Origin of the sequence: Photobacterium galatheae (assembly GCF_000695255.1) — a bacterium.
GTDB classification, from domain to species: Bacteria; Pseudomonadota; Gammaproteobacteria; order Enterobacterales; family Vibrionaceae; genus Photobacterium; species Photobacterium galatheae.
In genome coordinates this window covers 1-26611 of record NZ_JMIB01000020.1, presented here as the reverse complement: position 1 = coordinate 26611, position 26611 = coordinate 1, and the positions used below count along the sequence as shown (strand labels likewise).

The window sequence follows — 26611 nt, the reverse complement described above, 5'->3', positions numbered from 1 at the left end:
CACTTTGGTCGCGGGCCGGAATGCCGGACCATCGAGTCCCAGTCGTGTGCGACCCCAGCCGTCCGCCACAACATGAAGCCCGATGCGAAAGCGTCGGGTTTTTTGTATCCAGCATCCCAGGAAAAGTGCTGCGCACTTTGGCTATGGGCCAGTGATTTGATTTATTCAGGTCTGACCGGTGGATCGTAACTTCACCGGATGTAAAATGCTGGAACTACCGCAAACCTGTCCGCATTGCTCAAGTATGATTTCTTCTATCATCATTTCCTTATGTATCTTTCGATGTGAGCGTAAAGTGAAATACTGTGTCGTCACAGTTAAGTTTCTTGAATGAATAAAAGTATTTATCATTCAATCTATTCTTGTAGAAGCTTTATTGTTTTCACGAAGAGAGAGGAACACAGAGCAACACATAGTGGGGAAGTGAATGTTGAATTTGGCACAAAATTTAGCCCGCAATGGCAAGGCAATGCGGGCTAAATGTTTTTCCAGTCAGGAAATCAGATAACTTATGCTTCTAAAAGACTTAAAGTTTGAATCGACCCACCAGCTTCGCCATCTGATCAGAGAGATCCTGTAACTGATCGCTGGACACATTGAGCTGGTTTGCGATATCAGCAGTTTCAGCGGTTAAATGGTTGATATCTTCAATGTTGCGATTGATTTCCTGTACGACAGATGACTGTTCTTCAGTTGCGGTTGCAACCTGAATGTTTTGTGAGCTGATCTGATCGATATACGACACAATCTGAACCAGTGATTCGGTCGCCTGATTGGCGTTGTCGGCGACAGTTGCACCTTGCTCACGTCCCTGAGAGATTGCCTCAACGGCCCGAGTTGACTCGCTTTGCAGCCGGTTGATGACATCTTGAATTTCTTCTGTTGAATTCGCAGAGCGTGATGCCAGGTTTCTGACCTCATCGGCAACGACCGCAAAACCACGACCTTGCTCACCGGCACGAGCGGCTTCAATGGCAGCATTCAAAGCCAGCAGGTTGGTTTGTTCAGAAATGCTTCGGATAGTATCCAAAATGACACTGATATCCGTCACTTGACTTGCTAGTGCCTCGATCACGCCGGTCGTGTCACCCAGATCACTGCTGAGTTCATTCATTTTCTCTCTGGCGTGTTCGACAACCTGAGTACCGTCCTGAGCCTGTGTCGTGGCTTCTTTGGCAATGTGTGCGGCTTGCGCGGCATTGTTGGCAATTTCATTGACGGTCGCCCCCAGTTCGTTGATGGCCGTTGCCACCTGAATGGTTCTGTCTCGCTGGGTCACGCAGTTGTTCTGGGTTGTCTGTGCGGTAGTCGCAACCGACTGAGCCGTGGTTGCCAGATTTCGTGAACTCTGTGCAACCTCTTCAACTGAATGGTGAATCTTGGCAAAGAAGTTGTTCAGAGTGTCGCTGATCGCAGTGAGTTCATCGTTACCGCCGAGATCAATACGAGTACTGAGTGACATATTTTTCTCTGCTGTCTGGATTGTTTCCTGCAAAGTCGACACTCGGGATCTCAGATTTTGAATAATCACAAAAGAAATGATGAACGAGATGGTGAGCGCAATAACAATTAACAAAATCAGATTGCGTTGCCCATCATCAAAGCTTTGCTGTGCTTCTTCATTTAAGTGTTGCGCCTGAGCGAGCAGGGTATCCAAAATTTCATGCGTTTGCTTACGCATCACGCCGTAAGAGACGGCATATTCACGGTAATAGCGATAAACTTCTGATGTGTCCCCTTTTTCGAACGCATTTAGCATCGGGTTCAATTCTTTCTGAACCATTTGCTCGAAGTTTCGCTGCAGGGCTTCAGCGGCCCTCTTTAATTCAGGGTTGACCTGTGCAGCAACAGACTGTGCCATTGCGGCACGCATCTCAGGGATATCTTCTTCACGGGTTTCTTTGACGCGTTTGAGAACCCCTTTTTGATCTTTCAGCCCCTCAATTTCCTGAAAAAGCATCATATCAATTCCCACCCGCATGCGCGGAATGCGTGAGGCTGCTTCAGCCATTGCGCGCATGGGTGTGGCGGTGTTGAGATATAAGCGTTCTGAACGTTCGCCAATCTGTGACATGCTCAGGTAACTTAAAATACCTACAAGCAATAAAATCAAACAAGGGAGTAATACCGACAGGATTAATTTGGTTCTTAGCGTTAATGTATTGATAAACATAACTTTCTCTTTTTTGTCGTATTTATTGGTTTGCTGCCATGATGCACTGTGAGTGTTGAATGACTTTGATTCCTTCTGAGCCAGATGAAATGCTCTTTTTCATCTCGGTTCGGCGAAGGAAATCATCCAGTCGTTCAGACGGTGCATCAGCGTTGTCCGGTATGTTTGACGCTGATGACCGTATTCATTACTTTCTGTGTTTGTCTGAACCGAAATTGTTTTTCAATGGGTGCTTATTTGTTTTAAAAATGTAAATAACACGGTATTGCTTCATGTAAGATTTGATATTTTTATCATTTCTTCATTTCAGTTGATATGTCCTGAGGGTTTTATTTGCCGGTAATCAATTATTTTTTTCTTAAAAAGAATGAGAAGTTGGCTGAAGTTAACAAATTGAGCGGTTTGGAGTATGGCTTCTTTTAGATATTCCTTGCTGTAATGGATACATTTGGGGGCCGCAAAGGATGGTATTTCGCAGAATTTTCCAGACAGGTATGTTTTATTCTGTCTGTTTCATAGAAAAAAGAAAACCGGCCCCTGTAGGACAGAAGCCGGTTTTTATCGAACAGCGAATGTTCAGCTTATTTTACTTTTGTCCCGAAGACATCAAACTCTGCTGCGGAGACAAAATCCCCCACGCCTGAGAGTGCTTCAAACTTCAGGTAACGGGCTTCCGTTGCACCAAAACTTACCCGCTGCACATCGGAGTGACGCTCGAAGCGGCCCGTTGCAATCTGAGTCCAGTTCTGGTTATCCATTGACAGGGATAAGCGATAATCACCAATGGCACCATTGCCGGCCCCAGCGCGGGCTAAATAACTAAAGCCTGTGACGCTGAAGTGATCACCTAACTGAATCACAAATTGCTGTGGTGCTTTTTCAGAGGCATCCACCGGTGACCAGGGGGAGTGGTACATGGTGGCCGGATCGCCGTCAAAGGCTTTTTCAATCCCTTGATTTGGCTGATATTTCGGCTTTTGAATATAACTGATCTTCGTCTTGTCAAACTCGTTAAACGTCGCGGATTCAGGTCCGGTCAGACGAATATTCGCCCAGTTGACACAGTCGCCCTGTGTGTAACCGTCACTGTCTTCGGTACGCAGTTCGATTTGGCGAACGCCGAACAAGTTCAGATCGGGTTTCACAACAGTCGGGCCATCCAGATTATATTCCCAGGCTTTAAAGCCGTCGGTGTAGATGCTGGCGCGAACCGAATTCCCTGCGACTTTACAGCTGTCGTCAATACCCACATCTGCGTTCAGGCGGGTCCAGGTGCCATCCAGGCTGAAACGAACCGATGACGGTGCTTCTGTGCCAAGGCCAGCCGCAAAACTCAACCCATTCATTTGCATGGCAGAGCCGGTTACTGCGGCGTCCTGGACGACCTGACCGCTGGTGGTTGTCATCTGTGTGGTGAGCGCAACGGTTTGTTGTGGCGCCTGAGCTTTGGTGGCAATCAGGTCAAACTCACGGGCTGAGACGAAATCGCCGGTACCTGCCAGGGCTTCAAACTTCAGGTAGCTGGCTTCTTGCGCGGCAAAGCGGGCAATTTTCAGTTCTTTATCCGCAGGCCAGGTCCCTTCTGCGACCGGTTCACCCCAGTTGCCATTGCTGTTCGACAGGTACAGGCGGTATTTCGTGATGGTACCGTTGCCTGCGTCTTTCCGAGGCAGGTAGGTAAAGCCACTGACATTGAAGCTGTCACCCAGATACAGCACAAAGTCCTGAGGCGCTTTTTCGGATGCATCGGCCGGCCACCATGGTGAGTGGTAAAGCGTTTCACTGTCGCCGTCCAGTGCATTGCTGAAGGGTTCGTGTGACTGCTCAGCCGGTTTCTTCAGGACTTTCACATTGGCTTTATCAAAGTCAGTGGTGAAGGCAGGTTTCGGATAAGCCGGGGTTTCAGGCTGTACCGCATTTTCATCGATATCAAGGGTGAATTGCTGCAACTGACTGACCGACTGGTGCGGCACTTTGATGTGAACAACACCGTGACGATCACTGGCATCGAAGAACCAACCGGCAGTTGCCGTATCAAAGGCGGCTTTATCCTGATACTGAATCAGTGTGCTGCTGCCGTCACGGACTGACAGCGGCGCCAGCAGTGAGTGGACTTGCAGATGATAGCTGCGCTGGGTGATTTCGTTGGTATAAGCGCCATGTACAACGGCAGGGTCAACGAAGACCTGAATATCGCCCGGCGTGCCGGCTTGTGGCGCAGACACCCGAATCTGGGTATCAGCATAAGCGTTCTGCTCTTGATAGGCACGGGTTTCACCATCATCTTCGAACAGGGTGAATGCGGATTCACCGCTTGGGTAAATATCCAGGATCAGGTGATCTTTCGGTTGCAGGGCATCGGAACGTGCTCCCTGATACATTGGGATGATCGCTCCGGCACGGACCAGTACAGGCATTCTGTCGATGGTGAGCGGGTAGTGAGATAAGACCTGTCCGCCAGCGGGGGCTACGGTGCGTGTACCGTCCCAGAAATCAATCCAGGTTCCTTCCGGCAGATACAGGTCTTTATACCAGCCATTGTTTTTGGACATAGGCTCGTAAACCGGGGCTACCAGCAGAGATTCACCGTACATGTACTGATATTTGAATGCTTCGCTCTTCAGCTGCGCATCCTGCGGGAACTCCCAGGTCATGGCACGAACGATCGGGGCGCCAGTGCGGTCGGCTTCATAGGCATAGTTGTACAGATAAGGCATCAGCTGGGATTTCAGCATCAGGTAATCCCGGTTGATATCCCGGTAAGATTGACCGTTGATACCGCCGTCATGCCACCAGGCATGTTTGCGTTCGCCGCTGTCCCAGCCTGACATTGAAATCAGCACCGGTGTAAAGGCTTTAAATTGCAGATCCCGGGTGTAGGTTTCTGCACCGTTGCCGAAGATGCCGTTCACATCCGAAGAGGCGTAAGCCTGACCCGAAAGGCCTGAGCCAATGAAGGTTGGAATGTGCCAGCGGATGTAATCCCAGCTTGCGGCCTGATCGCCGGTCCAGGTGACCGAATAACGCTGAGTCCCGGCCCAGCCCATCACCGTCCAGACAAAGCCACGGGTATCGGAATTGTTGACCAGTCCTTGGTGTGCATCGTCATTGGCTGCCAGAGAGTAAAGTTTACCGGGGCCAGTCCAGGCGACATCCAGTTTATAGACTTTGACACCGTCCTGGACTTCCTGAGCAATCTGATCGAGCGACTTTTGTGTCCACAGGCCGGTTTTGATGCCTAAGCTTTCCAGATTGTCCACGACACCTTTGAGGTTAGAGTAGCCACAACCGTAGCCGTCGTTTGGCAGAATCCAGCCAACAGGCATGTCATGGGTTTGATAAGGCACCGCAACCTGATTCACGACATCCATGGTTGTGCCGGGCGCGGACGGCCAACCTGTCGGGTAGGCGCCTTTTTTGTTTTTATAACAGTCGGCATCGCCCAGATAATAGGCCCAGCGAGGCAGCAGGTGCGGGCGTCCGGTCAGGCCGGTGTATTGTTCAACTAACTGTGGCAGCCCTTCGCCGACAAAGTAATAAGCATCAAAGCGATCTTCGTTGTAACTGGAAACTGCGCGGTCAATGGCGCGGAAGTCATGTGCGCCGTTTCGCCAGGTGTTATGTACAACACCATAGCCTTTATCAGACATAAAGAATGGGGCAGGGCTTGGACGGTCAAACTCTTCCCAGCCGCCGGAATAAGAGGCTTTCAGCAGTTTGCCGTTAAATTCGAACTCCCCGTTTTGCTGGCCACCGCCATAGAAGTGTTCATCTGTACTGCTGGACAGGGTTTGCACGGTTTTCACACCATCGCGATCCAGTTTCAGCTCAGACAGGTCAAAATTATCAATGGCTGAGCCCAGATCAATCGGGCTGAGTTCTTGCCATAATTGTGTTTGGTTATCCGCTTTATAGAGGGCGAAAGTGAGTGGTGACGGATAAATGCGAAGCGCAACCTGATGGGTGGACAGCAGGATATATTCGCCCAGATCCGTGACATTGACGGTGACAGGCCCTTGATCATGACCGGTAATAATTTGGGGTAAAGCAGCGCGGTCAAAACCCGGTTGGTTACAGTTGAAGTTGTAGCATTGGTCTTTTAAAGCATCGACTTTCTCATCACGAAACTGACCATCTTTGCTGATTTGAATGCGAAACGTACTGTCATTGACAAAATGAACGCGCGCCTTCACACCCTCAACCGTTTCGAAATGGATGGTTTGGTTTTGTTGTATCAGTGATTGAGTATCCAGGTTGCCTAAGGGAACTGCCCACGCCTGACCTGCCAGACCGGCGCTAATCGCCGCGGCCAGTGTCAGTCGTCTGAATCCTTTGGTTGTCATTGATTTTCTCCTCTATCTTTCGTTTTGTTTTGGGTACGTGTTTTAAGCGCAAATATTGGCATGAAGGTAAAATATTGCTGTCTTGCTGATCACAAAGATAATAAATCGAAAGGAAAAATAAGAATCCCAGGTGGAGAGAAAGGAAAGGAAGTGTAAAAGATGACACAAAAAAACCGCCCTGAGAAGGACGGTAAAGGTTGTGCTGACAGCAAGAGCGATGGCGGGGTCTCCAGCAGAGTGGACAGCTGGGGGCTAGGTTTCCCGGCAAAGCCTGGAACCGGACAACAGTCGCATCATAATGCGATGACGACTCGGAAAAACCACATCAACACGAAAACTTAAATTCTGTTTGCGCTGCCACAGACCCGAATTTTGTCTTCAACGATAGCCCGCATGGCATCCATACCGGGGACCAGGTACTGACGCGGGTCGTTGGCATCCGGATGTTGGGCCAGGTATTGTTTCATGGCATCCGAGAAGGCAATTTTCAGTTCGGTTGCCACATTGACTTTACAGACACCTAATTCAATACATTGACGGACATCCGCATCGGCAATACCGGAAGCGCCGTGTAGCACCAGCGGAATATCCACGCATTCGCGGATCGCAGCCAGACGAGCGAAATCCAGTTTTGGTTCTGACTTATACAAGCCGTGAGCCGTACCAATCGCGACGGCCAGAGAATCAATGCCGGTGCGTTCTGCAAACTCTTTCGCTGAGGCCGGGTCGGTGAGTTGAGCATCTGCTTCATCAATGATCAGGTCATCTTCCTGACCGCCGAGTAGTCCCAGTTCAGCTTCGACACTCACGCCGAGTTTGTGGCAGAAATCCACCACAGTTTTGACGCGCGCGATATTTTCTTCGAACGGATAGTGTGACGCATCAATCATGGCAGAACGAATGCCTGCTTCGATCTTGTTTCGGATATCAGTGTTGTCTTCATGATGATCCAGATGCATCACCAGAGGCAGGCGATGTTTCTTCGCTGCGGACTGACAAATGGAGATCAGGTATTCCACCCCGGCGTGTTTATAGGTTCCGGGTGTACCTGCAAGGATCACCGGAGAACGTAATTTCGCCGCAGTTTCGACCACGACCTGAACGGTTTCCAGGTTGTGGATATTAAACGCAGGCACCGCATAGCCATTGCGCTGAGCATCTTTCAGCATTTCATGAGAAGAAATCAGGTACATAAAGCAAGCTCCTTGCGGCAGGCTGACTACCGCGTTAACTGAAAAAGAAAAACATGTTGAAACGAATTCGTTGTAAGGCCCTTCACGACGCCGAGGCAGACCAGACCTGACGGCCATTGACCCAGGTCGCCATGACTTGGTAGTCGTGATTCAGCGCAACAAAACTGGCAGATTTGCCGGTTGCGATACTGCCGAGCCGGTCGTCGATCCCTAATAAACGAGCCGGAATGAGCGAGGCCATTTCCACGGCTTTTTCCAGGGGCTGACCCACGTCATTGACCATGGTTTTGATGGCACGGCTCAGAGACAAGGTGCTGCCTGCCAGTCCGCCGACGGCAGTTCGGACAACACCGTCTTTCATGGTGACCTGCATTTCGCCCAGCTGGTACTGGCCATCTGGCATACCGGCGGCACGCATGGCATCGCTGATTAAAACCAGACGATCCGGGGCGCACCGGCAGCAAATGTTCATCACGGCCGGGTGGACATGGTGACCGTCGGCAATCAGTTCTATCGCTGCGGTGTCATGGCTCAGTCCGGCACCGACCGTGCCGGGTTCGCGGTGGTGCACGCCTTTCATCCCGTTAAAGCAGTGCACCAGACCATTGGCTCCGGCATCAAGTGCCGCGCGGGTGGTGTCGTAATCGGCGTTGGTGTGACCGAGCATCACGTTGACCCCGCGTGATTTCAGGTAACGGATGGCGGTCAGGGCCTTTGGGTTTTCCGGTGCCAGTGCGACCACCCTCAGGCTGCCTTTACTCACGGTAATCAGGTGATCTAATTCTTCCGGAGTTGGGTCACGAAACAGCGATTCCGGGTGAGCCCCTTTGTTCTCGGGCGTGAAATAAGGGCCTTCAAGATAACTGCCCAGCAATTCGGCACCGCTGACCCCTTGTGCCTGAGAGCGCACAACCTGACGCAGTGCCACTTCAATATCAGACATGGGAGCGGTGACTGTGGTTGCCAGAAAAGCGCCGACGCCCTGGCTGGCCAGATACTGCGAGAGGGTCTCCAGTGCTTCATGACTGCCATCCATCACATCTGCGCCGGCACCACCATGCACGTGGGTGTCGATCAGGGCCGGGATCAGAATGTCAGCATCCCACTGTGCAGAATCATCCACCGCATTGATCGGTTCAATGGCTGTGATACGGCCCTGTTCAATATAAACTGCGGTATGCGCCAGCCAGCCTGATTCTGTCAGCAGGCGGCGTGCCCGGATTGGCTGAGCAGTTTTCATCTTAAATGCCCTCGTCGTCGCTTTCGGGGCGTGATTTTTTCGCCAGTTCATCTGCCAGGCTGGTCATCCCGCGATGACCACATACCAGCGCTTGTTCTCTGAACTCAGTCGCGTTGAGTTCATCACGCTCCATCATCATTTCGAGGATCAACTGCAAATTTGCGCCAGTGACCACTTCGGCATCATTTCGGCCCATGATCAGCGTGGAAGCCACCCGAAAAGGGCTGCCGCCCAGCAAGTCGGTGATGAACACCACGCCTTCACCGGTATCGACCTGCTCCAGTGCTGTTTTGAATTGCTGTTCCAGCAACTGGGTGGTGGACTCTGGCGGAAAGTCGATGGCAATCACTTGTTCCTGTTCACCCAGTATTTGCAGCATGGCGGCTTCCATACCGCTGGCAAAAGCGCCGTGACCGCTAATAATCACACCTAACATAACTACTTCTCTCCGTTGCAAGGGGATGGGCCGCCGGAGCGGCCCGGTTGAACTCAGGGTTTACAGGAATCCGGCAAACTTACCGGCAATCCCCAGGACGACCGTGATGACGATCAGGCGGATTGGGCTCCAGCCGCGTTTCACCAGTGCGTACATCGCCAGGGTGTACATCAGTGGCAGGAAGGCAGGCATCAGCTTGTCAATCACCCCTTCCTGAACTTTCACCACCGCATCACCGGCAGTAATTTCCAGCGTGGTGCCCAAACGAACATAGGTTGCAACTAGCGCACCAATCACCGTCATGCCAACAATCGACGCAGCGTGGCTGACCTTTTTGGTATTGGCCTTAATCAGTGGGATTGCGGCAACCCCCATGCGATAGGCGTAGTGAGCCAGACCGAAACGCAGGCCGAAGTGGACCACGTTAAACAGCAGGAAGAAGACCACGGCACCCAGAATGGATCCTTGCAGCGCGAGGTCGGCACCGATGCCACCGCAAATCGGCAACAGGGTGAGCCAGAACATGGCATCGCCGATCCCGCCCAACGGCGCACCCACAGCAATTTTGGTGCTCTGGATACTGCTGACGTTTTGCTTGGAACGTTCCATGGCCAGAATGATGCCCATCACGAAGGTCACCAGGAAAGGGTGGGTATTGAAAAAGCCCATGTGTCCTTTCATTGACTTAGCCAGATCCGCTTTGTTGGTGTGGATCTTTTTCAGTCCCGGCAGCAAACCGTACAGCCAGCCAGATGCCTGCATCCGTTCAAAGTTAAACGAGGCTTGCAGCAGCAGTGAACGCCATGCCATTTTGTTGATGTCAGATTTCGTCAGTTCTGCACCCATCGTTTTGTCCTGATACTCGTCTGCAGCGACTTCCTGTACTTGGCTCAGGTCAATATTCTTGTTAGATCCCATCTTCAAGTTCCTCTTGTTTTACCTGTGCAGGCTCGCTTTTACGCATAAAGTCAATCAGTGCCATCGCCAATGCCGCAGCGGCAATCGCCAGAACAGGCAGTTCCAGCCAGGCTGCGCCGACAAAACCCAGAATGAAGTAAGGGATGTAGGCATTTTTCATCATGATTTTCATCAGAACGGCAAAACCAATGGCTGGCATGATGCCTCCGGCAACACCCAGACCATCGATCAGGGTTTTCGGCAAGGCTTCAACTGCTACTTTGGCGTGCTCTGCACCCAGATAGATTGGCAGGAAGGCCCACAGGAAGTAGAAGGTGCCCAGCACAGCCAGTGCAAAGTAGTTGACCCTTTCGATGCCTTGGGTGTCTGCGTTATCGGCCATTTGGTCACATTTCGACATCATGGGTGCCATGGCAGAGAACAGGAAGGTGATCCCCATTTGTACGGCAACTGCAAAGGGAACGGCGACCCCGACAGCCACTTCAGCTTCTACACCCGAAGAGATCGCAAAGGTTGCACCGACGATGGTGCCGATAATGACGTTTGGCGGCTGAGCACCAGCCAGCGGTGCCAGACCCATCCAGACCAGTTCCAGTGTACCGCCCACCAGAATCCCGGTTTGCAAGTCGCCGAGAATCAGACCCACCAGCGGGCCCAGGACCACAGGTCGGTGAAAGTGGGTTAACCCATTGAAGAGATCCAGTCCGGCGAAAAATGCCAGGATCCCCAGCATTAACGCTTGTACTAATCCTATTTCCATCTTTCAGTTCCTTTTTTTGTTATTTGTCGGGTCGTTTTACAGCAGCGTGAAAATGTCAGTTGCAGGCTCGGTAGGGACGCCCTGTACCGTACAGTTCACGCCGCGTTGTTTCAGTGCGTGGAAGCTTTGAATATCCTTTTCATCAACCGAGACGGTTTTATGGATTTGGTTTTTGCCGTCGACATAGTGCATGTTGCCGACATTCAGTTGGCTGATTGGCACGCCACCTTCAACCAGCGTGAGGAAGTCGGTTGGGTTTTTCGCCACGATCAGAATTTTTTGCCGGTCGGCGGCTTTATGGATGGTGTCGATGACTTTTTGCAGCGTCCAAAATCGGATGCCAATGCCGTCAGCAATCACCATTTCCATCAGGTTCTGCTGGATTTCATCGCCCGCGACTTCATCGTTGGCAACGATGATGAGGTTGGCGTCGGCAAAGCCGACCCATTGCACACCCACCTGGCCGTGTACCAGGCGCTCATCAATACGGCTCAACACAATATTTGGCATGTTTCGTTCCCTCTAGATTAATTTTGAAATGGATAAATCGTGACACCCTGAACCACGCGGTTCACTTCACCGCTCGGACACGGATTATCAGGACTGATTGTCAGGTTCAGCGAGCGGCTGAAGGCATAAATTTGTGCCACAAGCAGATAGGGGAAACACAGTTCCGCATCATTTGCATGGAGTGTGGCGGGGAGGAGCAGATGTTCACCGAGACTGATCACCGGATCAGGCTGATCAGCAATGGCAATGACCCGGCGTGCCTGACCGTCTTTGCGCAGTTCGGTGAGCAGATCCAAATCGTAGCGACGGGTGTACGGGTCGTTGGAGATGAACACTACGACCAGGCTGGCATCGTCGATGACTGATTTCGGACCATGACGGAAACCGACCGGTGAATCGAAACTGACCAGAAGCTTCCCTGCGGTCAGTTCCAGTAACTTCAGCGCAGATTCCTGCGCCATCCCTTGCAGACTGCCGCTGCCCAGATAAATTACACGCTGGCAATCGTCATTCGCCAGTGCGGTGATTTTATGCAGTTGCTCATCCAGCATGCGCTCGCAGACATCCGCCACACGGGAAAAAGATTCCAGTGTGAAACGTTCCGGATGGAACACAGCCAGGCAAGCCAGCATCATGCTGGTCAGGCTGCTGGTCATAGCAAAGCTGCGGTCATTGGTTTCTGCCGGCATCAGTAATGCCAGGGTGCGTTCGTCCGTCAGGCTGCGCTGATACAGATCGCCTTCCTGATTGCAGGTAATGACCAGGTGGTAGCACTCGGGAAGCAACTGACTGGCCAGCTCGACTGCGGCCACACTCTCTGGACTGCAACCTGAGCGGGCAAACGACACCAGCAATGTCGGACAGCGCTCTGCTAAATACTCGTTCGGGTCGGTCACGATATCTGTGGTGGCAATGGCCTCGAAACGGCGACGGGTCTGGCCCGACAGATAAGGGGCCAAGGCGCGGCCGGCAAAAGCAGAGGTGCCGGCTCCCGTCATGACGATACGCAGATCAGGCTGGCTCAGTAATGGGGCCAGAAAGGCCTCGATCTGAGCACGTTGTTCGCTGACATTGGCCAGTGTTTTTTTCCAGCTTTGAGGTTGCTGGCTGATTTCGCGCGCGGTTGCTTCACCACCAGCGGCTTGTAATGCTTGGATTGAATGACCTAGATACATCGTAATTTTCTCTTTAGGCAGCGTTCTGTTGGGGGAGGCAGGCTGTGGCGTAGACTTCAGTGACCTGCATGATCTTGTCGAGGATCAGCTCGCGCGCCTGATTGGCCAGACGGCCTTCACGAATGCGTTGATATTGCACCGGAAAATACTGGCTGAGCAGCGGCAGCGGTAATGGCATTTCGTTGAGGTTGCTGAGTAGTTTATCCAGCCCTTCACCAACTTTTTCATCCGGCCAGTAATAACGGATCCGATCGGAGTAGCTATAACTGCGAGCCAGACGCTGAATGGCGGCATCGCCCTGATAGTAGCCCTGCCAGTATTCCGGCTGAGCGTGCATGGCTTGTTCCAGAACCTGACGCAGGCCCGAACAATGGCGTGCAGCAACGAGTTCTTCTTCAATACAGGCCAGAGAAAACAAGGCTTCACGTAACGCGAAGGTCAGTGCCGGGCCGACTTTTAAAATGGCGAAGTGATCGCGCACTAACTGTTGGTATGCCTGCTCCGTCTGGTAATCGGTTGAATGCGCTTCAAAAATCAAATGGTCATATTGTTCAACCATTTGGCTGAGCGGTGCTGCTTTTTCTGGTTGATAGTCGATCACACCAACATGATCGAATTCGACGCCCGGTTGTACCACCAGACCAATCACTCTTGACTGGATATGCGATAAACCGACTTTAGCGAATGCATCCCAGTGTGCATGAATGGTTTGCCGGGCTGCTTCAGGCGTGGTGACTGCCAGCTCATCCAGTGCTTCGTGCGCACCACCGGGGACAGGTACTTCGGTGCCAATGACATAAACCAGATCACTGTGGCCGAAGGTTTCAATACAGGTTTGTTCTGCGATGATAGCTAAACGGGCAGCGCGGGCAGCAACGGTTTCATCGGTGAGGGGGACGGAATCACCGGCGCAGGACATGCTGCAATCCAGATGAATTTTCTTGAATCCTGCCGCAACGTAGGCTGCGATTTGTGCTTCGGCTTTTCGCATGGCACTGTCGGCATCTTCCTTCTGCCAGCGGTTTGGCCCCAGATGATCACCACCTAAAATCAGTTTTTCGGGTGGGAAATTGAGTGTTTGGGCGATCGAACAAACAAATTGTTTAAAGTCTTCAGGCGTCATGCCGGTGTAGCCACCGAATTGATCCACCTGATTGGAAGTTGCTTCAATCAGCAAGACTGAGTTGCCTTTCAGGGCTTGGCGAATCGCCGCTTCGATCACAAATGGGTGTGCCGAACAAACAGAATAGATACCGACGGCGTCTCCGCGTTTATGCTTCTTAATCAGATCCAGCAAAATGTCCATGAACCCGCTCCATCACGAGATTGATTGATAATAAATGCGTCCATACATCTTTCGATTTATTTCGTGGTCAGGTTACATGCAAACAAATCGAAAGGAAATAGAAACAAAACGAAATTATGATCTCACTCAAATTCAGCATGAAACGAGATGGGAAGGAATGGAAATAGCGAATTTGTGCTTCTGTTTCGATTCCTGAGGCGTATGCGTCTTTGCGGTGTTCCTGTTTGAACGTTTAAACACAAGGGAAACGAAAGAAAACAAAAGGTGTGAGCTTTCTTTTCAACCGGTGAAGTCGTATACTCAGGACCAATGCTTTATTGGTAGAGAAGAATATAGGAATGAAAAGCACGAGCGAAAGGCGCGAACAGACTTTGGGTATGCTCAGGAGGCAAGGGAGCGTACAAGTCGCTGAACTGGCTGAACTGTTCAACGTCTCCACCGTTACCATTCGCAACGACCTTGCCTTTCTTGAAAAGCAGGGGATGGCGACCCGCTCCTATGGCGGTGCCTTCCTGAATGAAAGTGATGTCCCGTTACCTGAACATTCCATTGAAGATAAAAGGCAGCTGTACCGCAGCGTGAAAGATCTGATCGGTCAGGCGGCGGCAACCATGGTCAATGATGGTGACACCATTATTCTTGATTCGGGAACCACAACGAACAGCATCGCGGCGCATTTGGTTCATCATGACAATGTGATTGCGCTGACCAATGGTCTGAATGTTGCCAATACGCTGGTGGATGCCGAAGGTGTGGAAGTGATTGTACTGGGGGGACATTTACGTCGTAAATCCATGTCTTTTTATGGCAGTCAGGCTGAACACGCACTGGACAATTATCATTTCAACAAATTGTTTCTTGCGGTAGATGGATTTGACCTGAATAAAGGCATCACAACCCACAATGAAAATGAAGCCCGATTGAACCGCCGGATGTGTGAAGTGGCCGACGAAATTATTGTGGTGACGGATGCGAGTAAATTTGGCCGTATCAGCCTGCACAAAATTCTGGAGCCGGGTAAAGTGCATAAAGTGATTACGGACAAAGCCATTCCGGAACGTTATCTTGAAGGGCTGCGTAAAGCTGGAATTGACGTCATTCTGGTGGATGCCTGAGCGAATGCCGGGTTTTGAACCAGTCATTGAAGACTACCGACAGTGTTGTGTAAAAGGTAGTTTTCAATGCTGAAATTGTTGGTAGATTTGATCCGGTAAAATTTTCCGATATAAAACAGTGGTCTATATTTAGAGTGTTCCCCGTGAGTACGGGGATGAACCTGGTTGTTGTTAACATGCTCAGTTTTTGTTGCAGTGTTCCCCGTGAGTACGGGGATGAACCGAAACCGCCCAGCAGTGCGCCGACGGCAAGGCCGTGTTCCCCGTGAGTACGGGGATGAACCGACCACAAAAGGGACGGGCCTCAAGACTCATTAGTGTTCCCCGTGAGTACGGGGATGAACCGCTATCTGAATATGCGCCAATCATGACGCACCTGTGTTCCCCGTGAGTACGGGGATGAACCGGCAATAATGCTACTCAAAACGGGCAATCAAGCGTGTTCCCCGTGAGTACGGGGATGAACCGGTGTCTTTTAATTGAACATTGACTAGTTTTAAGTGTTCCCCGTGAGTACGGGGATGAACCGGGGGCGACCTCCGATCCCGCGAACTTAAACAGGTGTTCCCCGTGAGTACGGGGATGAACCGGGCGCTCTATCTATGTGGTAAAGGCGGCGCATGTGTTCCCCGTGAGTACGGGGATGAACCGCCCTTTAATTAGAGTTGATAGCCGCCAACCCAGTGTTCCCCGTGAGTACGGGGATGAACCATAATGAGCATGTGTAGGTATTTTTACCAATACGTGTTCCCCGTGAGTACGGGGATGAACCGGCAAACGAGTCTATGCGGGAATATGCCGATCTGTGTTCCCCGTGAGTACGGGGATGAACCGATACGCCTCAAACAGGATTCTCGCCCCGAATAGTGTTCCCCGTGAGTACGGGGATGAACCGAGAACCCCGCCGATCAGTGGGACTGAATGGGCGTGTTCCCCGTGAGTACGGGGATGAACCGAGTTCAATAACCTCCATATGGCGATTGGTGATGTGTTCCCCGTGAGTACGGGGATGAACCGACAACCTGACGGACCCACCGAAGACATGATTGGTGTTCCCCGTACGCGCTGTGATGAACACCATCGGCTTCCTGCCTGCACGGAATGGTGTTTATAGATTGATATTCATGATTGAAAGCATTTCACACAACTCGGGCGTACCCACCTCAAAGCAACTGTCTCTCTGCAAAGGCAGGCACTAATCTTCGCAGAACTTGAAGTCGCTCGATTCGATTCCAACGACATTCCCGTTTGGGTCACAGTATTCATCTGATTTCATTTATATAGTGCGCTGTGGGTTGTTGAACCGGGAAGGCTAACCAGCAGGATGTGTTTGTTTCTAAATCAGGTTGCTGTACAACAACCGTTCAGGGATATGCCATGCTCAGCCAGAAGGGATACGGTGATGCCAACTTATTTTCAGTACTGGGGAAAAGCCAAACGCGATCCGAAACAGCCCGGTGCAGATTATCATTTACTGCCGTACCACTGTCTGGATGTTGCCGCGGTCGGTTACCTGTTGATGGATCCGGACAAGCCGCTCACACGAGATTTAGCCGATTTTCTGGAGATCACGCCTGAACAATTACGTGACCTCTGGACTTTTTGTCTGGCACTGCACGATCTGGGCAAATTCGCAGCGGCATTTCAGCAGCTCTCTCCTGCTGGCTATAAAGCGATGCAGGATCCGAAAAAAGCCAAAGGTTATGACGGCAAAGCGTTTCGTCATGACCGGATGGGGTTGTACTTCTGGGAGGAGCGCAAAAAGGACATCACGGCAGGTTTATTCGGTGAGACAGCCTGTGCGCCAAACGAAATAAAACGGGCCGCAGGTACGCTGATGATCCTGATGGACTGTGTACTGGGCCATCATGGACAGCCTGTGAGTCATCAGGAAACGCGCACCATCAAACGCTTTACCGAACCACATAATCTGGATGATGCACATCAGTTCATGCTGGATGTCATCGCACTGTTTCAACCGGCTTTGCCGCTGGAAAAATTACTGTCCAAAACATGGCGCCGACGCTTAGAACAAGTGAGCTGGCAGTTCGCCGGACTGGCCGTACTGGCCGACTGGATTGGTTCTGATCAGAACTTTTTCAAATACTGTGATGACTCGATGCCACTGAGTAATTACTGGCCAGAGGCATTATCCCGAGCGCAAAAAGCACTCGCCAATACCGATCTAAATCAGCAGCCTCAAGTACGGCCTTTCACTTCTGTCCACGATCTTTTTCATTTTGACCCAACGCCTTTACAGGCGTGGGCTGAAACAGTCCCCATTAGCCAGACGCCACAGCTTTTTATTTTAGAAGATGTCACCGGTGCCGGGAAAACGGAAGCGGCACTCACGTTGACCCATCGCCTGATGCAGTCAGGCGTGGCCGATGGTTTCTATTTTGGTTTGCCGACGATGGCAACATCTAACGCCATGTTCGATCGGGTTGCCGATCACTACCTTCAAATGCTGGCACTGGAAGAGGGTCAGCAACCCAGTATTGTACTGGCACACGGTGCACGGGAGATGAACGAACGCTTCCGGGATGCGGTGTTGGTTTCTGGCCCGGCTGATGCCGACTATGATCGCCGCGATCATACAGCCACTGCGCAGTGTAACCAGTGGCTGGCGGATTCTCGCAAGAAAGCCCTGTTGGCACCGGTCGGTGTCGGTACCATTGATCAGGCGTTGCTGGCTGTATTGCCCCGGCGTCATCAGTCGCTGCGTTTACTGGGGCTGAACCGGAAAATCCTGATCTTTGATGAAGTCCATGCCGCCGATGAATACATGTTCGAACTGCTGGAAAGCCTGCTGGCGCTGCATTTTCATCAGGGCGGTTCGGTGATTTTGCTGACGGCGACGTTGTCACAAAAGCAGCGTCAGCGCCTGAGCAATGTCTGGCTGAAAGCGGCTGAACTGCCTAGCCGGCCATTGCGGAGCACTGACTTTCCGCTGGCGACGTACATCACGGCAGACCCGGAAGCGCCTGTGGCGGAGCAAGCACTGGCAAGCCGCGCTTCGGTGAGCCGGGAAGTGACCGTTGTTCATCGGACAAGTTTTGATGAATGCCTGCAAACCCTGTTTCGTGCCGTCGAGGCCGGGCAGTGTGTGGTGTGGGTGCGCAATACGGTGAATGATGCACTGGAAGCGTTTGAAGCGGTGCGCAGCCGAATGGCGAATCCGGACGACTGTCTGTTGTTCCACAGCCGCTTTGTGCTGGCCGATCGCAAGGTGAAAGAAGATCTGGTGCTGGCAACGTTTGGCAAAAAAGCCAAAACGGCTGATCGCCGGGGCAAAGTGTTGATTGCCACCCAGGTGTTTCAGGAAAGTTTAGACGCCGATGCCGACGTGATGATCTCCGATCTTTGCCCGATTGATGACCTGATTCAGCGCACCGGGCGCTTGCATCGTCATACCCGGAATGCATCGGGTGAGTATCAGAAAGACTGCGATGATGCCCGGCAGCCACCCGTGCTTTATCTCCATGCCCCGGTCTGGGACGACACACCGGAGGCTGACTGGCTGAGCCGGGATTTTCAGCAAACCCAGTTTGTGTATCGATCGCCCGGCCGCTTATGGCTGGGGTTACGCAAGCTGCGTCAGTTGGGCGCGATTCGTATGCCGACTGAAGCTCGTGAGCTGATTGAAGCGGTTTACAGTGACGCATCGCTGGCACAGATTCCGCCATCCATGCAACTCATGGAAGACGAGCATTATGCGAAAGCGCGAGGCATTAGTGCGAAGGCAAAATCTGTGCTGATTGACTGGCAGCAATATGGTTACTGTGACGGTAGCGCAAAAGACTGGCAAGAGGATCAATCGGACATCAGTACCCGCTACAGCGACAGGGAAACGGTTGAGGTGCTGCTTGTCCGGGAAACGTCTGAAGGAACACTGGTTCCCTGGGTGGATGACGATCGCTTTGCCATCGCCCTCAGCACCGTCAAAGTGGCAAAAGCGACCTATGCCGACAAACTGGCACCGGTGCCCGAGCATCTGCAACCTGCCGTAGAAGCGCTGCAACAGCGCTACCGGCAGATTCAATTCATGACGGTCTGGCTGCCGGAGCAAGACCCGAATTTTACTTATCACGCAACAACAGGTTTTTGTGAACGTCAGACACAGGAGGTGTGATGAACTTAGTTCACGATACATGGCTGCCATTCAGGCTTCAGGATGGCAGTTCAAAGAGTCTTCCCATCACGGCGATTTGTGCACCTGATGTGGTGGATTTTGCTTTGCCAAGGGCAGATTTTCAGGGGGCTGCGTATCAGTTTGCCATCGGGCTGCTGCAAACCGTCTTTGCACCGGAAGATCATGAACAGTGGGAAGAATTTTTTCAAGCGCCGCCCGATGCTGAGACTTTGCAACAGGCGTTTGACAAGGTTGCTCACGCATTCAACGTGACCGGGGATGGCCCGCTGTTTATGCAGGATTTTGACCTGCTGGAAAGCGCCAAGCCAACCACAGTGGCCGGACTCTTGATTGAAGCGCCGGGAGCGAAAGGTCTTAAGGACAATACTGACCATTTTGTGAAACGCGGTGTGGGTGAGGTGATGTCGCTGGAAATGGCGGCACTGGCTCTGTTTACCTTGCAGATCAATGCACCGGCCGGTGGCGTCGGGCACCGGGTCGGGCTGCGTGGCGGCGGTCCGCTCACCACCTTGATCATGCCGGCACAGGCATCTGCAACACTGTGGCAGATGCTGTGGCTTAATGTGATCAATCGCGAGATGCGGCGCTACAACGAACCGGACTTGCACGATGGCTCGGTATTTCCCTGGCTGGCGCCAACCTGCACCAGTGAGAAAAAAGGCAGCGAAATTTACGAGCACGATGTGCATCCGCTTCATATGTACTGGGCGATGCCAAGGCGGATCCGGCTGGACGTCGAAGAGAAAACCTCAATCTGTCAGATTTCCGGTGAATCTGCGGCACAAACAGTATCTGTCTACCGCACGCAAAACTATGGCGGGAACTACAGCGGCACGTGGTCGCACCCGCTCACGCCTTATAAATCCAACCCGAAAAAGCCAGATGAAGAGCACTTGTCCGTAAAAGGTCAGCCGGGCGGCATTACTTATAAAATCTGGGACAGTCTGGCACTCAGCAGTGATCAGGAAGGGCTGCATTGTGCCGGGGTCGTCAGCCATTTTTATGGCTTAGGGTACGACTGTCGGGAGATGACGGGAGATTACCCGCGGCTGTGGGCCTTTGGTTACGACATGGACAACATGAAAGCCCGTGGCTGGTATTCCAGCGTGTTGCCTTTGTTCTCACTCGAACCGGAACAGCAGGCTGATCTGGTTCAGCAGGTGAAAATACTGCAAAACCTGGCATCTAATGCGCTCTGGCAATGCCGCACACAGATCAAATCGGCCTGGTTTGATAAACCCGGTGAGGCTAAAGGTGACACAGCCTTTATTGATCTGGCGTTCTGGCAACAGAGTGAATCGGCTTTTTATACCGCGGTTCAGCAGATGGTGGAAAACGCTGCGCAGGATGAATCTGATTTATCACCGCCACAGGCAAAAGACTGGTTGCTGACCTTGCGCCGGATTTGTCTGGACTTGTTTGACGATTATGCACTGTCGGAACTGGGTAATGAACGTTCCATGGCCAAACGGATTCAGGCTCGTCGGGCGTTAGCGGGCTGGTTATTTGGTGGGAAAGAAATCAAACGTTTTATCACGGATCATCACATCGAATTTAACAAGGAGACCGTTTGATGATGGATGACACTACAAAAAATGTTGTGCATCGCTGGTGGCAGAGCATGTATCTGTCACCCGCACAGCTTCAGGAAAAGGGTATTGCGCCGGCTCCCAGTGGTCAGAAGGCACAGCTCAAGCGATGTGAGTCAGCCGATGCAGCCATGATGTCACCCGGTTTTCGGGCGCTCTGGCAACGGTTGCCGGAAGACATTCAGGCGTCAGAGAACGCGGCATCTTATGAATGCTGGGCGACTATTGCTGCGGCTTTGGTGCATGTAAAAACAGATACCGGCATCAATCTTGCCACAGCGGCAGGCTTGAAAGCTGAAGGGGATAAATCCGTGGTGAGCGAACTGCGTTTTGCTCAGTTGCAGAGTGCTAAAACACCGGATGAGTTTTTACGTCGTCTGCGCCGGATCTTGCAGCAGGTGGGCGGTCAGGTGTCCGTAATCAAACTCGCGGAAGATATCGATCACTGGTACCGGGAGCATACGGGTTTTCGGCCGCGTCAGGCAGATAAACGCATCAGTGTGAAATGGGCAATGGACTATTACCGCGCCGTCTCGGCCAAATAAATTAAATTCAGAAAGGGACTACATCATGAGCCAATTTATTCAGTTACACCTGCTGACCTCTTATGCGCCATCTAACCTGAACCGCGATGATCTGGGTCGTCCGAAAACAGCCAAAATGGGCGGGTTTGATCGCCTGCGGGTCAGTTCGCAAAGTCTGAAGCGTCACTGGCGCACCTCTGATCTGTTTGAGCAGGCGATGCAGGGAGAACTGGGCATTCGCACGAAACGATTCGGTCATCAGATTTTTGAAGCCCTGACGGTGGGTGGCGTGAAAGAAAAAGACGCCAAAGCGTGGGCGATTGACATTGCGAATGTGTTTGGGAAAGGGAAAAAAGATTCACTGGAGATTGAGCAACTGGCACACATCAGCCCGGCAGAACAGGATGCGGCCTTGTCGCTGGCTGCGGTGCTGGCGGCTGAAAACCGTGCGCCGGAAAAATCAGAGCTGGATTTGCTGAAAACCGAGCAGACTGCTGTTGATATTGCGCTCTTTGGCCGGATGCTGGCGTCCAGCCCGGCGTTTAATGTCGAGGCCGCCTGTCAGGTCGCCCATGCGATCAGTGTGCACAGCGTGGTGGTTGAAGATGATTACTTTACCGCAGTGGATGATTTGAACAGCGGTAAAGCCGATGCCGGTTCAGCGCACATCGGTGAGCAAGGCTTCGCTGCCGCGTTGTTCTACAGTTATATCTGCATTAACAAAACGCTGTTGGTTGAAAATCTGGGCGGTGATGAAGCACTGGCGAACCGGGCGATTCGCGCGCTGACCGAATCTGCGGTGAAGGTATCGCCAACCGGCAAACAAAACAGCTTTGCGTCGCGTGCCTATGCCAGTTTTGTGCTGGCAGAGAAAGGGGAACAGCAGCCACGTCAGTTGTCGGTCGCTTTCCTCAAGCCGGTGCAAGACGATGATCAGGGAGAGGCTTCCGTGAAAGCCCTGCAGGATCAGGTGAAGAAATTTGATGATGTCTATGACCCGTGCGCAGATGCCCGCTATTCGCTGAATGCCTTTACCGGTGAAGGTTCACTGGTTGAACTGCTGAGTTTCGTGGCGGAATAAACCGGAGGCAGGATGAAGAACTATTTGGTTTTTCGCTTATACGGCCCGCTGGCGAGCTGGGGACAGGCCGCGGTCGGCGGTGACCGTCCGACTGGGGTGCAGCCGACCCGCTCAGCGATTCTTGGCCTGCTGGGCGCGGCGTTGGGGATCCGGCGTGATGATGAAGCCGGGCTGAAAGCTTTGCAGCACAGTGTTGAAGTGGCGGTCAAACAGACCATGCCCAGCACGCTGATGCGGGATTACCAGACGGCGCAGGTGCCTCCACAGAACAATAAGGTTGTGCACCGCACCCGGAAAAGTGAACTCAGCGAAGACAACCTCAAAACCGTGTTGTCAAGCCGGGATTACCGCTGTGACGGGCTGTGGATTGTTGCGGTATCGCTCACTGATGAGGCAAGCGCTGACGAGACCGGCTTTAGTCTGGCTCAGTTGCAGGCGGCTTTACTGAAGCCAGTGTTTACACTGTGTCTGGGGCGAAAATCTTGCCCGCCAGCGTTACCGCTGAAGCCTCAGATTGTCGAAAATCTGTCGCTGAAAGATGCGTTGGACACGTCATTTCCGGCACTGACCGGTTCAGAGAAAAGTGATGCACTCTGGCTGGGTCATACCGGCCGGGTAACTTATTTCTGGGAAGGGGATAAGGACGCGATTGATGACAAGCGTGTGCTGACGGTGCACCCGTGGGATGAACCGGTTCATCGCCAGCGCTGGCAGTTCCGGCAGCGAACCCAATATCAGTTGTCGGTTTCTGAAACCCGTTCGTCAGAAGCGACTGGCTCTGAATTGCATGGCTCTGAAGAAACAGGGAAGGAGGATGGTCATGTATCTGTCTAAAGTAACGCTGGCTTCGTCGGGACAGGCTGCGGCGTTGTTTGCCCGGTTCGGCGGCAATGATGCTTACTCTGGCCATCAGATGTTGTGGCAGCTCTTTACACATGCAAGCGATCGGCCTTTCCTGTTCCGGGAAGAAATCGGGCCGGGCGGACGACCTGAATTCTATGTGCTGTCTCAGATTGCGCCCACGCAGGATCTGCCGGTTTTTCAGGTGCAGACCAAAGCGTTTGCCCCTCAGATTCACACCGGACAGCGGCTGGCCTTCAAGCTGCGGGTGAACCCGACCATTTGTGTGACGGACGAACATGGTAAAAGTCGCCGTCATGATGTGATGATGCATGCAAAACATCAGCTGAAACATCAGACCGAACCTCAGACAAGGCCGTCTGGGAAAGCCGGACGGGAAGCAGCAAAAGCACTCATGCATGAGGCCGCGCAGCAGTGGATCTGTGATGAAAAACGCTTAGCCGTCTGGGGCATTCAGTTGGATGTTTTGCCGGAGATTGAGCGCTATACCCAGCATAAAGGTCACAAAAAATCCGGCCGTCCGGTTCAGTTCTCCAGCGTTGATTTTCAGGGCATCCTGACGGTGACAGACCCGGAACGTTTCCTGGCTCAGTATGCGCAGGGCTTTGGCCGCACCAAAGGGATGGGGTGCGGGTTAATGCTGATCCGCTCCATTTAAACGGTCATTCAGGCAGGGCCATGAGAATCATGGCCCTGTGTTTTGACAGGGAGGTGAAATGGCTTTTATTCCGCTGAAACCGATCCCGATTAAAGATCGCAATTCGATGATTTTTGTCGGGATGGGTCGCATTGATGTGCGTGACGGGGCTTTTGTGGTGATCGATGACGTCAATGGCGAACGGATGCACATTCCGGTCGGCTCGATAGTATGTATCATGCTGGAGCCGGGCACGCGGATCAGCCATGCTGCCGTCAAACTGGCCGCGACAACCGGCACCTTGCTGATTTGGGTGGGGGAAGCGGGTGTCCGCTTGTATTCCGTCGGACAGCCGGGTGGTGCAAGAAGTGACCGCTTACTTTATCAGGCACAACTGGCTCTGGATTCGGATCTGCGACTGAAAGTCGTGCGGAAAATGTTTGAACTACGGTTTGGCGAATCGGCTCCGGAACGGCGCAGTGTGGAACAGTTGCGCGGGATTGAAGGTTCCCGCGTGCGTCAGACTTATCAAATTTTGGCCAAACAATATGGTGTCGACTGGAAAGGCCGCAATTACGATCCGAACGACTGGGCCAGAGGTGATGTGGTCAACCAATGCATCAGTGCGGCGACGTCTTGTCTGTATGGTGTGACGGAAGCGGCGATTCTGGCCGCCGGTTATGCTCCGGCGATTGGCTTTATTCATACCGGGAAGCCGCTGTCCTTTGTATACGATATCGCCGACATTCTGAAGTTTGAGACCGTGGTGCCGATTGCCTTCAAGATTGCTGCGAAGCAACCCCGATCGCCGGATCGGGAGGTTCGACTGGCCTGCCGTGAACTCTTCCGCTCCGACAAAGTGCTGAAGCGGCTGATTCCGTTGATTGAGGAAGTGCTGAGCGCCGGGGAAATAGAACCACCGCTGCCGCCGGACGATGCACAGCCGCCAGCGATTCCTGAGCCGAAGTCGATTGGTGATGCCGGACACAGGAGTAAATAGCCATGAGTATGCTGGTGGTCGTGACGGAAGCGGTGCCGCCCAGATTGCGGGGACGACTGGCCGTCTGGTTGTTAGAAGTGCGTGCCGGTGTGTATGTGGGCGATGTGTCACGACGGGTGCGTGAAATGATTTGGGAACAGGTGACGGAGCTGGCTGAAGACGGCAATGTCGTGATGAGCTGGGCCACCAATACCGAATCAGGATTTGACTTTCAGACCTACGGCGAAAATCGCCGTGAACCCGTTGATATCGATGGCTTACGCCTCGTACTTTTCAAGCCGGTTGATGCACCAGATGCGTAGTTTTCGGGGGTGAAAAGTTTGGTAGAATTTTCGAGGTGTAAAAACACCTTTTAGAACAATGATCTACATTTAGAGTGTTCCCCGTAGGTACGGGGATGAACCGCCATCATCAAGTTGCAGTCCGAAACATAGTGGGTGTTCCCCGTAGGTACGGGGATGAACCGTAATAATACCCTCTCGGGCGCGCTGCGTCTATGTGTTCCCCGTAGGTACGGGGATGAACCGTCGATTTTAGATAGGGTTTTCACTTTCCTGTCGTGTTCCCCGTAGGTACGGGGATGAATCGTATACTGCTGACAGTGCTTCGGATTCTTCAAAGTGTTCCCCGTAGGTACGGGGATGAACCGAATTCCACACTAACCCTCACGTAGGTGGAACAGTGTTCCCCGTAGGTACGGGGATGAACCGGAGGAGATGAGGAACGATGCCATACCGTGTGGGTGTTCCCCGTAGGTACGGGGATGAACCGGAAGTAATTACTGGAACAGAATGTGCAATTGGGTGTTCCCCGTAGGTACGGGGATGAACCGAATCATCCAATGGTGTCGGTTTTGTTCAGAATGTGTTCCCCGTAGGTACGGGGATGAACCGATATCCTCGGTGATCTTGACCTCATTGGTAAAGTGTTCCCCGTAGGTACGGGGATGAACCGGTGTAAATAGATGGCTAACGAAATCACATCTGGTGTTCCCCGTAGGTACGGGGATGAACCGCCTTCGCTGGCCTTGAGCAATGCCATTGCAGAGTGTTCCCCGTAGGTACGGGGATGAACCGAGCGGGGCGGCATTGACCACGACAACGCCTTTGTGTTCCCCGTAGGTACGGGGATGAACCGCCAAACACAACTGGATGTACTACGACCAGAACGTGTTCCCCGTAGGTACGGGGATGAACCGTAGAGTACCGCCTGATGCATACTGTGTTGACAGTGTTCCCCGTAGGTACGGGGATGAACCGCATCGAAATCGCAAACAATGCAGAGCTTTCTCGTGTTCCCCGTAGGTACGGGGATGAACCGAAAACGACCGGTTTCGAATTCCCGGACGCTAAGTGTTCCCCGTAGGTACGGGGATGAACCGCTCGGTGTTTGATCACGCAGGTGAAATGTCAGGTGTTCCCCGTAGGTACGGGGATGAACCGTGGATTGAATCCTACTCTCAGCAATAAGGAATGTGTTCCCCGTACATACCTGTCTCTTGATCACACCTTGAAGGTCAAAAGACTTGGCGAAAGGGTAACCGCTTCTTCCTGTTATCCCGCTTCCTTCTGTTATCTCGCGAAGGCGGGGATCCAGT

The 26611-nt window shown here is 52.4% G+C and carries 21 protein-coding genes and 2 CRISPR repeat arrays; of the genes, 11 read left to right on the top strand and 10 right to left on the bottom strand.

Annotated elements, in window-relative coordinates:
• A partial coding sequence (locus EA58_RS21980; RefSeq protein WP_235199590.1) for a hypothetical protein occupies positions 1 to 189 on the top strand: 189 nt, incomplete at its 5' end.
• Positions 190 to 526: 337 nt separating this feature from the next.
• Here EA58_RS21980 and EA58_RS09925 read toward each other — a convergent pair.
• Both EA58_RS09925 and EA58_RS20880 read right to left on the bottom strand, forming a co-directional pair.
• Entirely contained in the window at positions 527 to 2173 is a 1647-nt protein-coding gene (locus EA58_RS09925) for a methyl-accepting chemotaxis protein (RefSeq protein ID WP_036751958.1), read from the bottom strand.
• Between the two features lie 581 nt (positions 2174 to 2754).
• A complete protein-coding gene (locus EA58_RS20880) occupies positions 2755 to 6516 on the bottom strand; it encodes a discoidin domain-containing protein (RefSeq protein WP_051642002.1) in 3762 nt (1253 codons plus the stop codon).
• Between the two features lie 159 nt (positions 6517 to 6675).
• On the opposite strand from EA58_RS20880, the gene EA58_RS09910 reads away from it, so the two are divergent.
• Positions 6676 to 6858: a hypothetical protein gene (locus EA58_RS09910; RefSeq protein ID WP_036751952.1), complete on the top strand. Its 183-nt coding sequence runs from the start codon at positions 6676 to 6678 to the stop codon at positions 6856 to 6858.
• Here the strand turns inward: EA58_RS09910 and EA58_RS09905 are convergent.
• The 8 genes from EA58_RS09905 to kbaZ form a co-directional block, all read right to left on the bottom strand.
• Entirely contained in the window at positions 6855 to 7709 is an 855-nt protein-coding gene (locus EA58_RS09905) for a tagatose bisphosphate family class II aldolase (RefSeq protein ID WP_036751949.1), read from the bottom strand. The genes EA58_RS09910 and EA58_RS09905 overlap by 4 nt on opposite strands.
• Before the next feature lie 82 nt (positions 7710 to 7791).
• Positions 7792 to 8949 (bottom strand): N-acetylglucosamine-6-phosphate deacetylase, encoded by a 1158-nt coding sequence (nagA, locus tag EA58_RS09900; RefSeq protein WP_036751947.1) that lies wholly within the window; start codon positions 8947 to 8949, stop codon positions 7792 to 7794.
• 1 nt (position 8950) lies between these two features.
• Positions 8951 to 9385: a PTS galactosamine/N-acetylgalactosamine transporter subunit IIA gene (gene agaF, locus EA58_RS09895; protein WP_036751946.1), complete on the bottom strand. Its 435-nt coding sequence runs from the start codon at positions 9383 to 9385 to the stop codon at positions 8951 to 8953.
• 60 nt (positions 9386 to 9445) lie between these two features.
• A complete protein-coding gene (gene agaE / locus EA58_RS09890; RefSeq protein ID WP_036751944.1) occupies positions 9446 to 10303 on the bottom strand; it encodes a PTS N-acetylgalactosamine transporter subunit IID in 858 nt (285 codons plus the stop codon).
• Positions 10293 to 11063, bottom strand: a complete 771-nt coding sequence (agaW, locus tag EA58_RS09885) for a PTS N-acetylgalactosamine transporter subunit IIC (RefSeq protein ID WP_036751942.1) — start codon at positions 11061 to 11063, stop codon at positions 10293 to 10295. Before agaW ends, agaE begins: the two co-directional genes overlap by 11 nt.
• Before the next feature lie 36 nt (positions 11064 to 11099).
• Entirely contained in the window at positions 11100 to 11573 is a 474-nt protein-coding gene (gene agaV / locus EA58_RS09880) for a PTS N-acetylgalactosamine transporter subunit IIB (protein ID WP_036751939.1), read from the bottom strand.
• A gap of 17 nt (positions 11574 to 11590) precedes the next feature.
• Positions 11591 to 12754: an SIS domain-containing protein gene (locus EA58_RS09875; RefSeq protein WP_412177941.1), complete on the bottom strand. Its 1164-nt coding sequence runs from the start codon at positions 12752 to 12754 to the stop codon at positions 11591 to 11593.
• A gap of 7 nt (positions 12755 to 12761) precedes the next feature.
• On the bottom strand, positions 12762 to 14054 hold the full coding sequence (kbaZ, locus tag EA58_RS09870) for a tagatose-bisphosphate aldolase subunit KbaZ (RefSeq protein WP_036751935.1): 1293 nt from the start codon (positions 14052 to 14054) through the stop codon (positions 12762 to 12764).
• 338 nt (positions 14055 to 14392) lie between these two features.
• Here kbaZ and agaR point away from each other — a divergent pair, with 338 nt between their 5' ends.
• The 9 genes from agaR to cas2e all read left to right on the top strand — a co-directional run bounded on the left by agaR (position 14393) and on the right by cas2e (position 25316).
• Complete coding sequence (agaR, locus tag EA58_RS09865) at positions 14393 to 15169, top strand: transcriptional repressor AgaR (RefSeq protein ID WP_051642001.1); 777 nt, start codon at positions 14393 to 14395, stop codon at positions 15167 to 15169.
• 134 nt (positions 15170 to 15303) lie between these two features.
• Positions 15304 to 16186: direct repeats of the CRISPR family, unit length 29 nt; unit sequence GTGTTCCCCGTGAGTACGGGGATGAACCG.
• Between the two features lie 385 nt (positions 16187 to 16571).
• Positions 16572 to 19301: a CRISPR-associated helicase/endonuclease Cas3 gene (locus EA58_RS09860; protein ID WP_036751930.1), complete on the top strand. Its 2730-nt coding sequence runs from the start codon at positions 16572 to 16574 to the stop codon at positions 19299 to 19301.
• On the top strand, positions 19301 to 20896 hold the full coding sequence (gene casA, locus EA58_RS09855) for a type I-E CRISPR-associated protein Cse1/CasA (protein WP_036751927.1): 1596 nt from the start codon (positions 19301 to 19303) through the stop codon (positions 20894 to 20896). The genes EA58_RS09860 and casA overlap by 1 nt, the downstream gene beginning before the upstream one ends.
• Entirely contained in the window at positions 20896 to 21456 is a 561-nt protein-coding gene (gene casB, locus EA58_RS09850; RefSeq protein WP_036751924.1) for a type I-E CRISPR-associated protein Cse2/CasB, read from the top strand. The genes casA and casB overlap by 1 nt, the downstream gene beginning before the upstream one ends.
• Positions 21457 to 21481: 25 nt before the next feature.
• Positions 21482 to 22516: a type I-E CRISPR-associated protein Cas7/Cse4/CasC gene (gene cas7e / locus EA58_RS09845; RefSeq protein WP_036751921.1), complete on the top strand. Its 1035-nt coding sequence runs from the start codon at positions 21482 to 21484 to the stop codon at positions 22514 to 22516.
• A 12-nt stretch (positions 22517 to 22528) separates the two neighbouring features.
• Entirely contained in the window at positions 22529 to 23350 is an 822-nt protein-coding gene (gene cas5e, locus EA58_RS09840; RefSeq protein WP_081819617.1) for a type I-E CRISPR-associated protein Cas5/CasD, read from the top strand.
• A complete protein-coding gene (gene cas6e, locus EA58_RS09835; protein ID WP_036751918.1) occupies positions 23337 to 24035 on the top strand; it encodes a type I-E CRISPR-associated protein Cas6/Cse3/CasE in 699 nt (232 codons plus the stop codon). Before cas5e ends, cas6e begins: the two co-directional genes overlap by 14 nt.
• A 58-nt stretch (positions 24036 to 24093) precedes the next feature.
• Positions 24094 to 25014: a type I-E CRISPR-associated endonuclease Cas1e gene (cas1e, locus tag EA58_RS09830; RefSeq protein WP_036751915.1), complete on the top strand. Its 921-nt coding sequence runs from the start codon at positions 24094 to 24096 to the stop codon at positions 25012 to 25014.
• A 2-nt stretch (positions 25015 to 25016) separates the two neighbouring features.
• A complete protein-coding gene (gene cas2e / locus EA58_RS09825; protein ID WP_036751912.1) occupies positions 25017 to 25316 on the top strand; it encodes a type I-E CRISPR-associated endoribonuclease Cas2e in 300 nt (99 codons plus the stop codon).
• Positions 25317 to 25390: 74 nt separating this feature from the next.
• Positions 25391 to 26456: a CRISPR direct-repeat array (repeat unit 29 nt; unit sequence GTGTTCCCCGTAGGTACGGGGATGAACCG).
• Between the last annotated feature and the right edge of the window lie 155 nt (positions 26457 to 26611).

Excerpts from the sequence above, each read along its gene's own strand:
- EA58_RS09910 (WP_036751952.1), top strand. The coding sequence starts at position 6,676 with ATGACACAAAAAAACCGCCCTGAGAAGGACGGTAAAGGTTGTGCTGAC.
- cas5e (WP_081819617.1), top strand. The coding sequence starts at position 22,529 with ATGAAGAACTATTTGGTTTTTCGCTTATACGGCCCGCTGGCGAGCTGG.
- agaE (WP_036751944.1), bottom strand. The coding sequence starts at position 10,303 with ATGGGATCTAACAAGAATATTGACCTGAGCCAAGTACAGGAAGTCGCT.
- kbaZ (WP_036751935.1), bottom strand. The coding sequence starts at position 14,054 with ATGGACATTTTGCTGGATCTGATTAAGAAGCATAAACGCGGAGACGCC.
- cas1e (WP_036751915.1), top strand. The coding sequence starts at position 24,094 with ATGGCTTTTATTCCGCTGAAACCGATCCCGATTAAAGATCGCAATTCG.
- casB (WP_036751924.1), top strand. The coding sequence starts at position 20,896 with ATGATGGATGACACTACAAAAAATGTTGTGCATCGCTGGTGGCAGAGC.
- cas7e (WP_036751921.1), top strand. The coding sequence starts at position 21,482 with ATGAGCCAATTTATTCAGTTACACCTGCTGACCTCTTATGCGCCATCT.
- agaW (WP_036751942.1), bottom strand. The coding sequence starts at position 11,063 with ATGGAAATAGGATTAGTACAAGCGTTAATGCTGGGGATCCTGGCATTT.
- agaV (WP_036751939.1), bottom strand. The coding sequence starts at position 11,573 with ATGCCAAATATTGTGTTGAGCCGTATTGATGAGCGCCTGGTACACGGC.
- EA58_RS20880 (WP_051642002.1), bottom strand. The coding sequence starts at position 6,516 with ATGACAACCAAAGGATTCAGACGACTGACACTGGCCGCGGCGATTAGC.
- nagA (WP_036751947.1), bottom strand. The coding sequence starts at position 8,949 with ATGAAAACTGCTCAGCCAATCCGGGCACGCCGCCTGCTGACAGAATCA.
- casA (WP_036751927.1), top strand. The coding sequence starts at position 19,301 with ATGAACTTAGTTCACGATACATGGCTGCCATTCAGGCTTCAGGATGGC.
- cas6e (WP_036751918.1), top strand. The coding sequence starts at position 23,337 with ATGTATCTGTCTAAAGTAACGCTGGCTTCGTCGGGACAGGCTGCGGCG.
- agaR (WP_051642001.1), top strand. The coding sequence starts at position 14,393 with ATGAAAAGCACGAGCGAAAGGCGCGAACAGACTTTGGGTATGCTCAGG.
- agaF (WP_036751946.1), bottom strand. The coding sequence starts at position 9,385 with ATGTTAGGTGTGATTATTAGCGGTCACGGCGCTTTTGCCAGCGGTATG.
- cas2e (WP_036751912.1), top strand. The coding sequence starts at position 25,017 with ATGAGTATGCTGGTGGTCGTGACGGAAGCGGTGCCGCCCAGATTGCGG.
- EA58_RS09860 (WP_036751930.1), top strand. The coding sequence starts at position 16,572 with ATGCCAACTTATTTTCAGTACTGGGGAAAAGCCAAACGCGATCCGAAA.
- EA58_RS09905 (WP_036751949.1), bottom strand. The coding sequence starts at position 7,709 with ATGTACCTGATTTCTTCTCATGAAATGCTGAAAGATGCTCAGCGCAAT.
- EA58_RS09925 (WP_036751958.1), bottom strand. The coding sequence starts at position 2,173 with ATGTTTATCAATACATTAACGCTAAGAACCAAATTAATCCTGTCGGTA.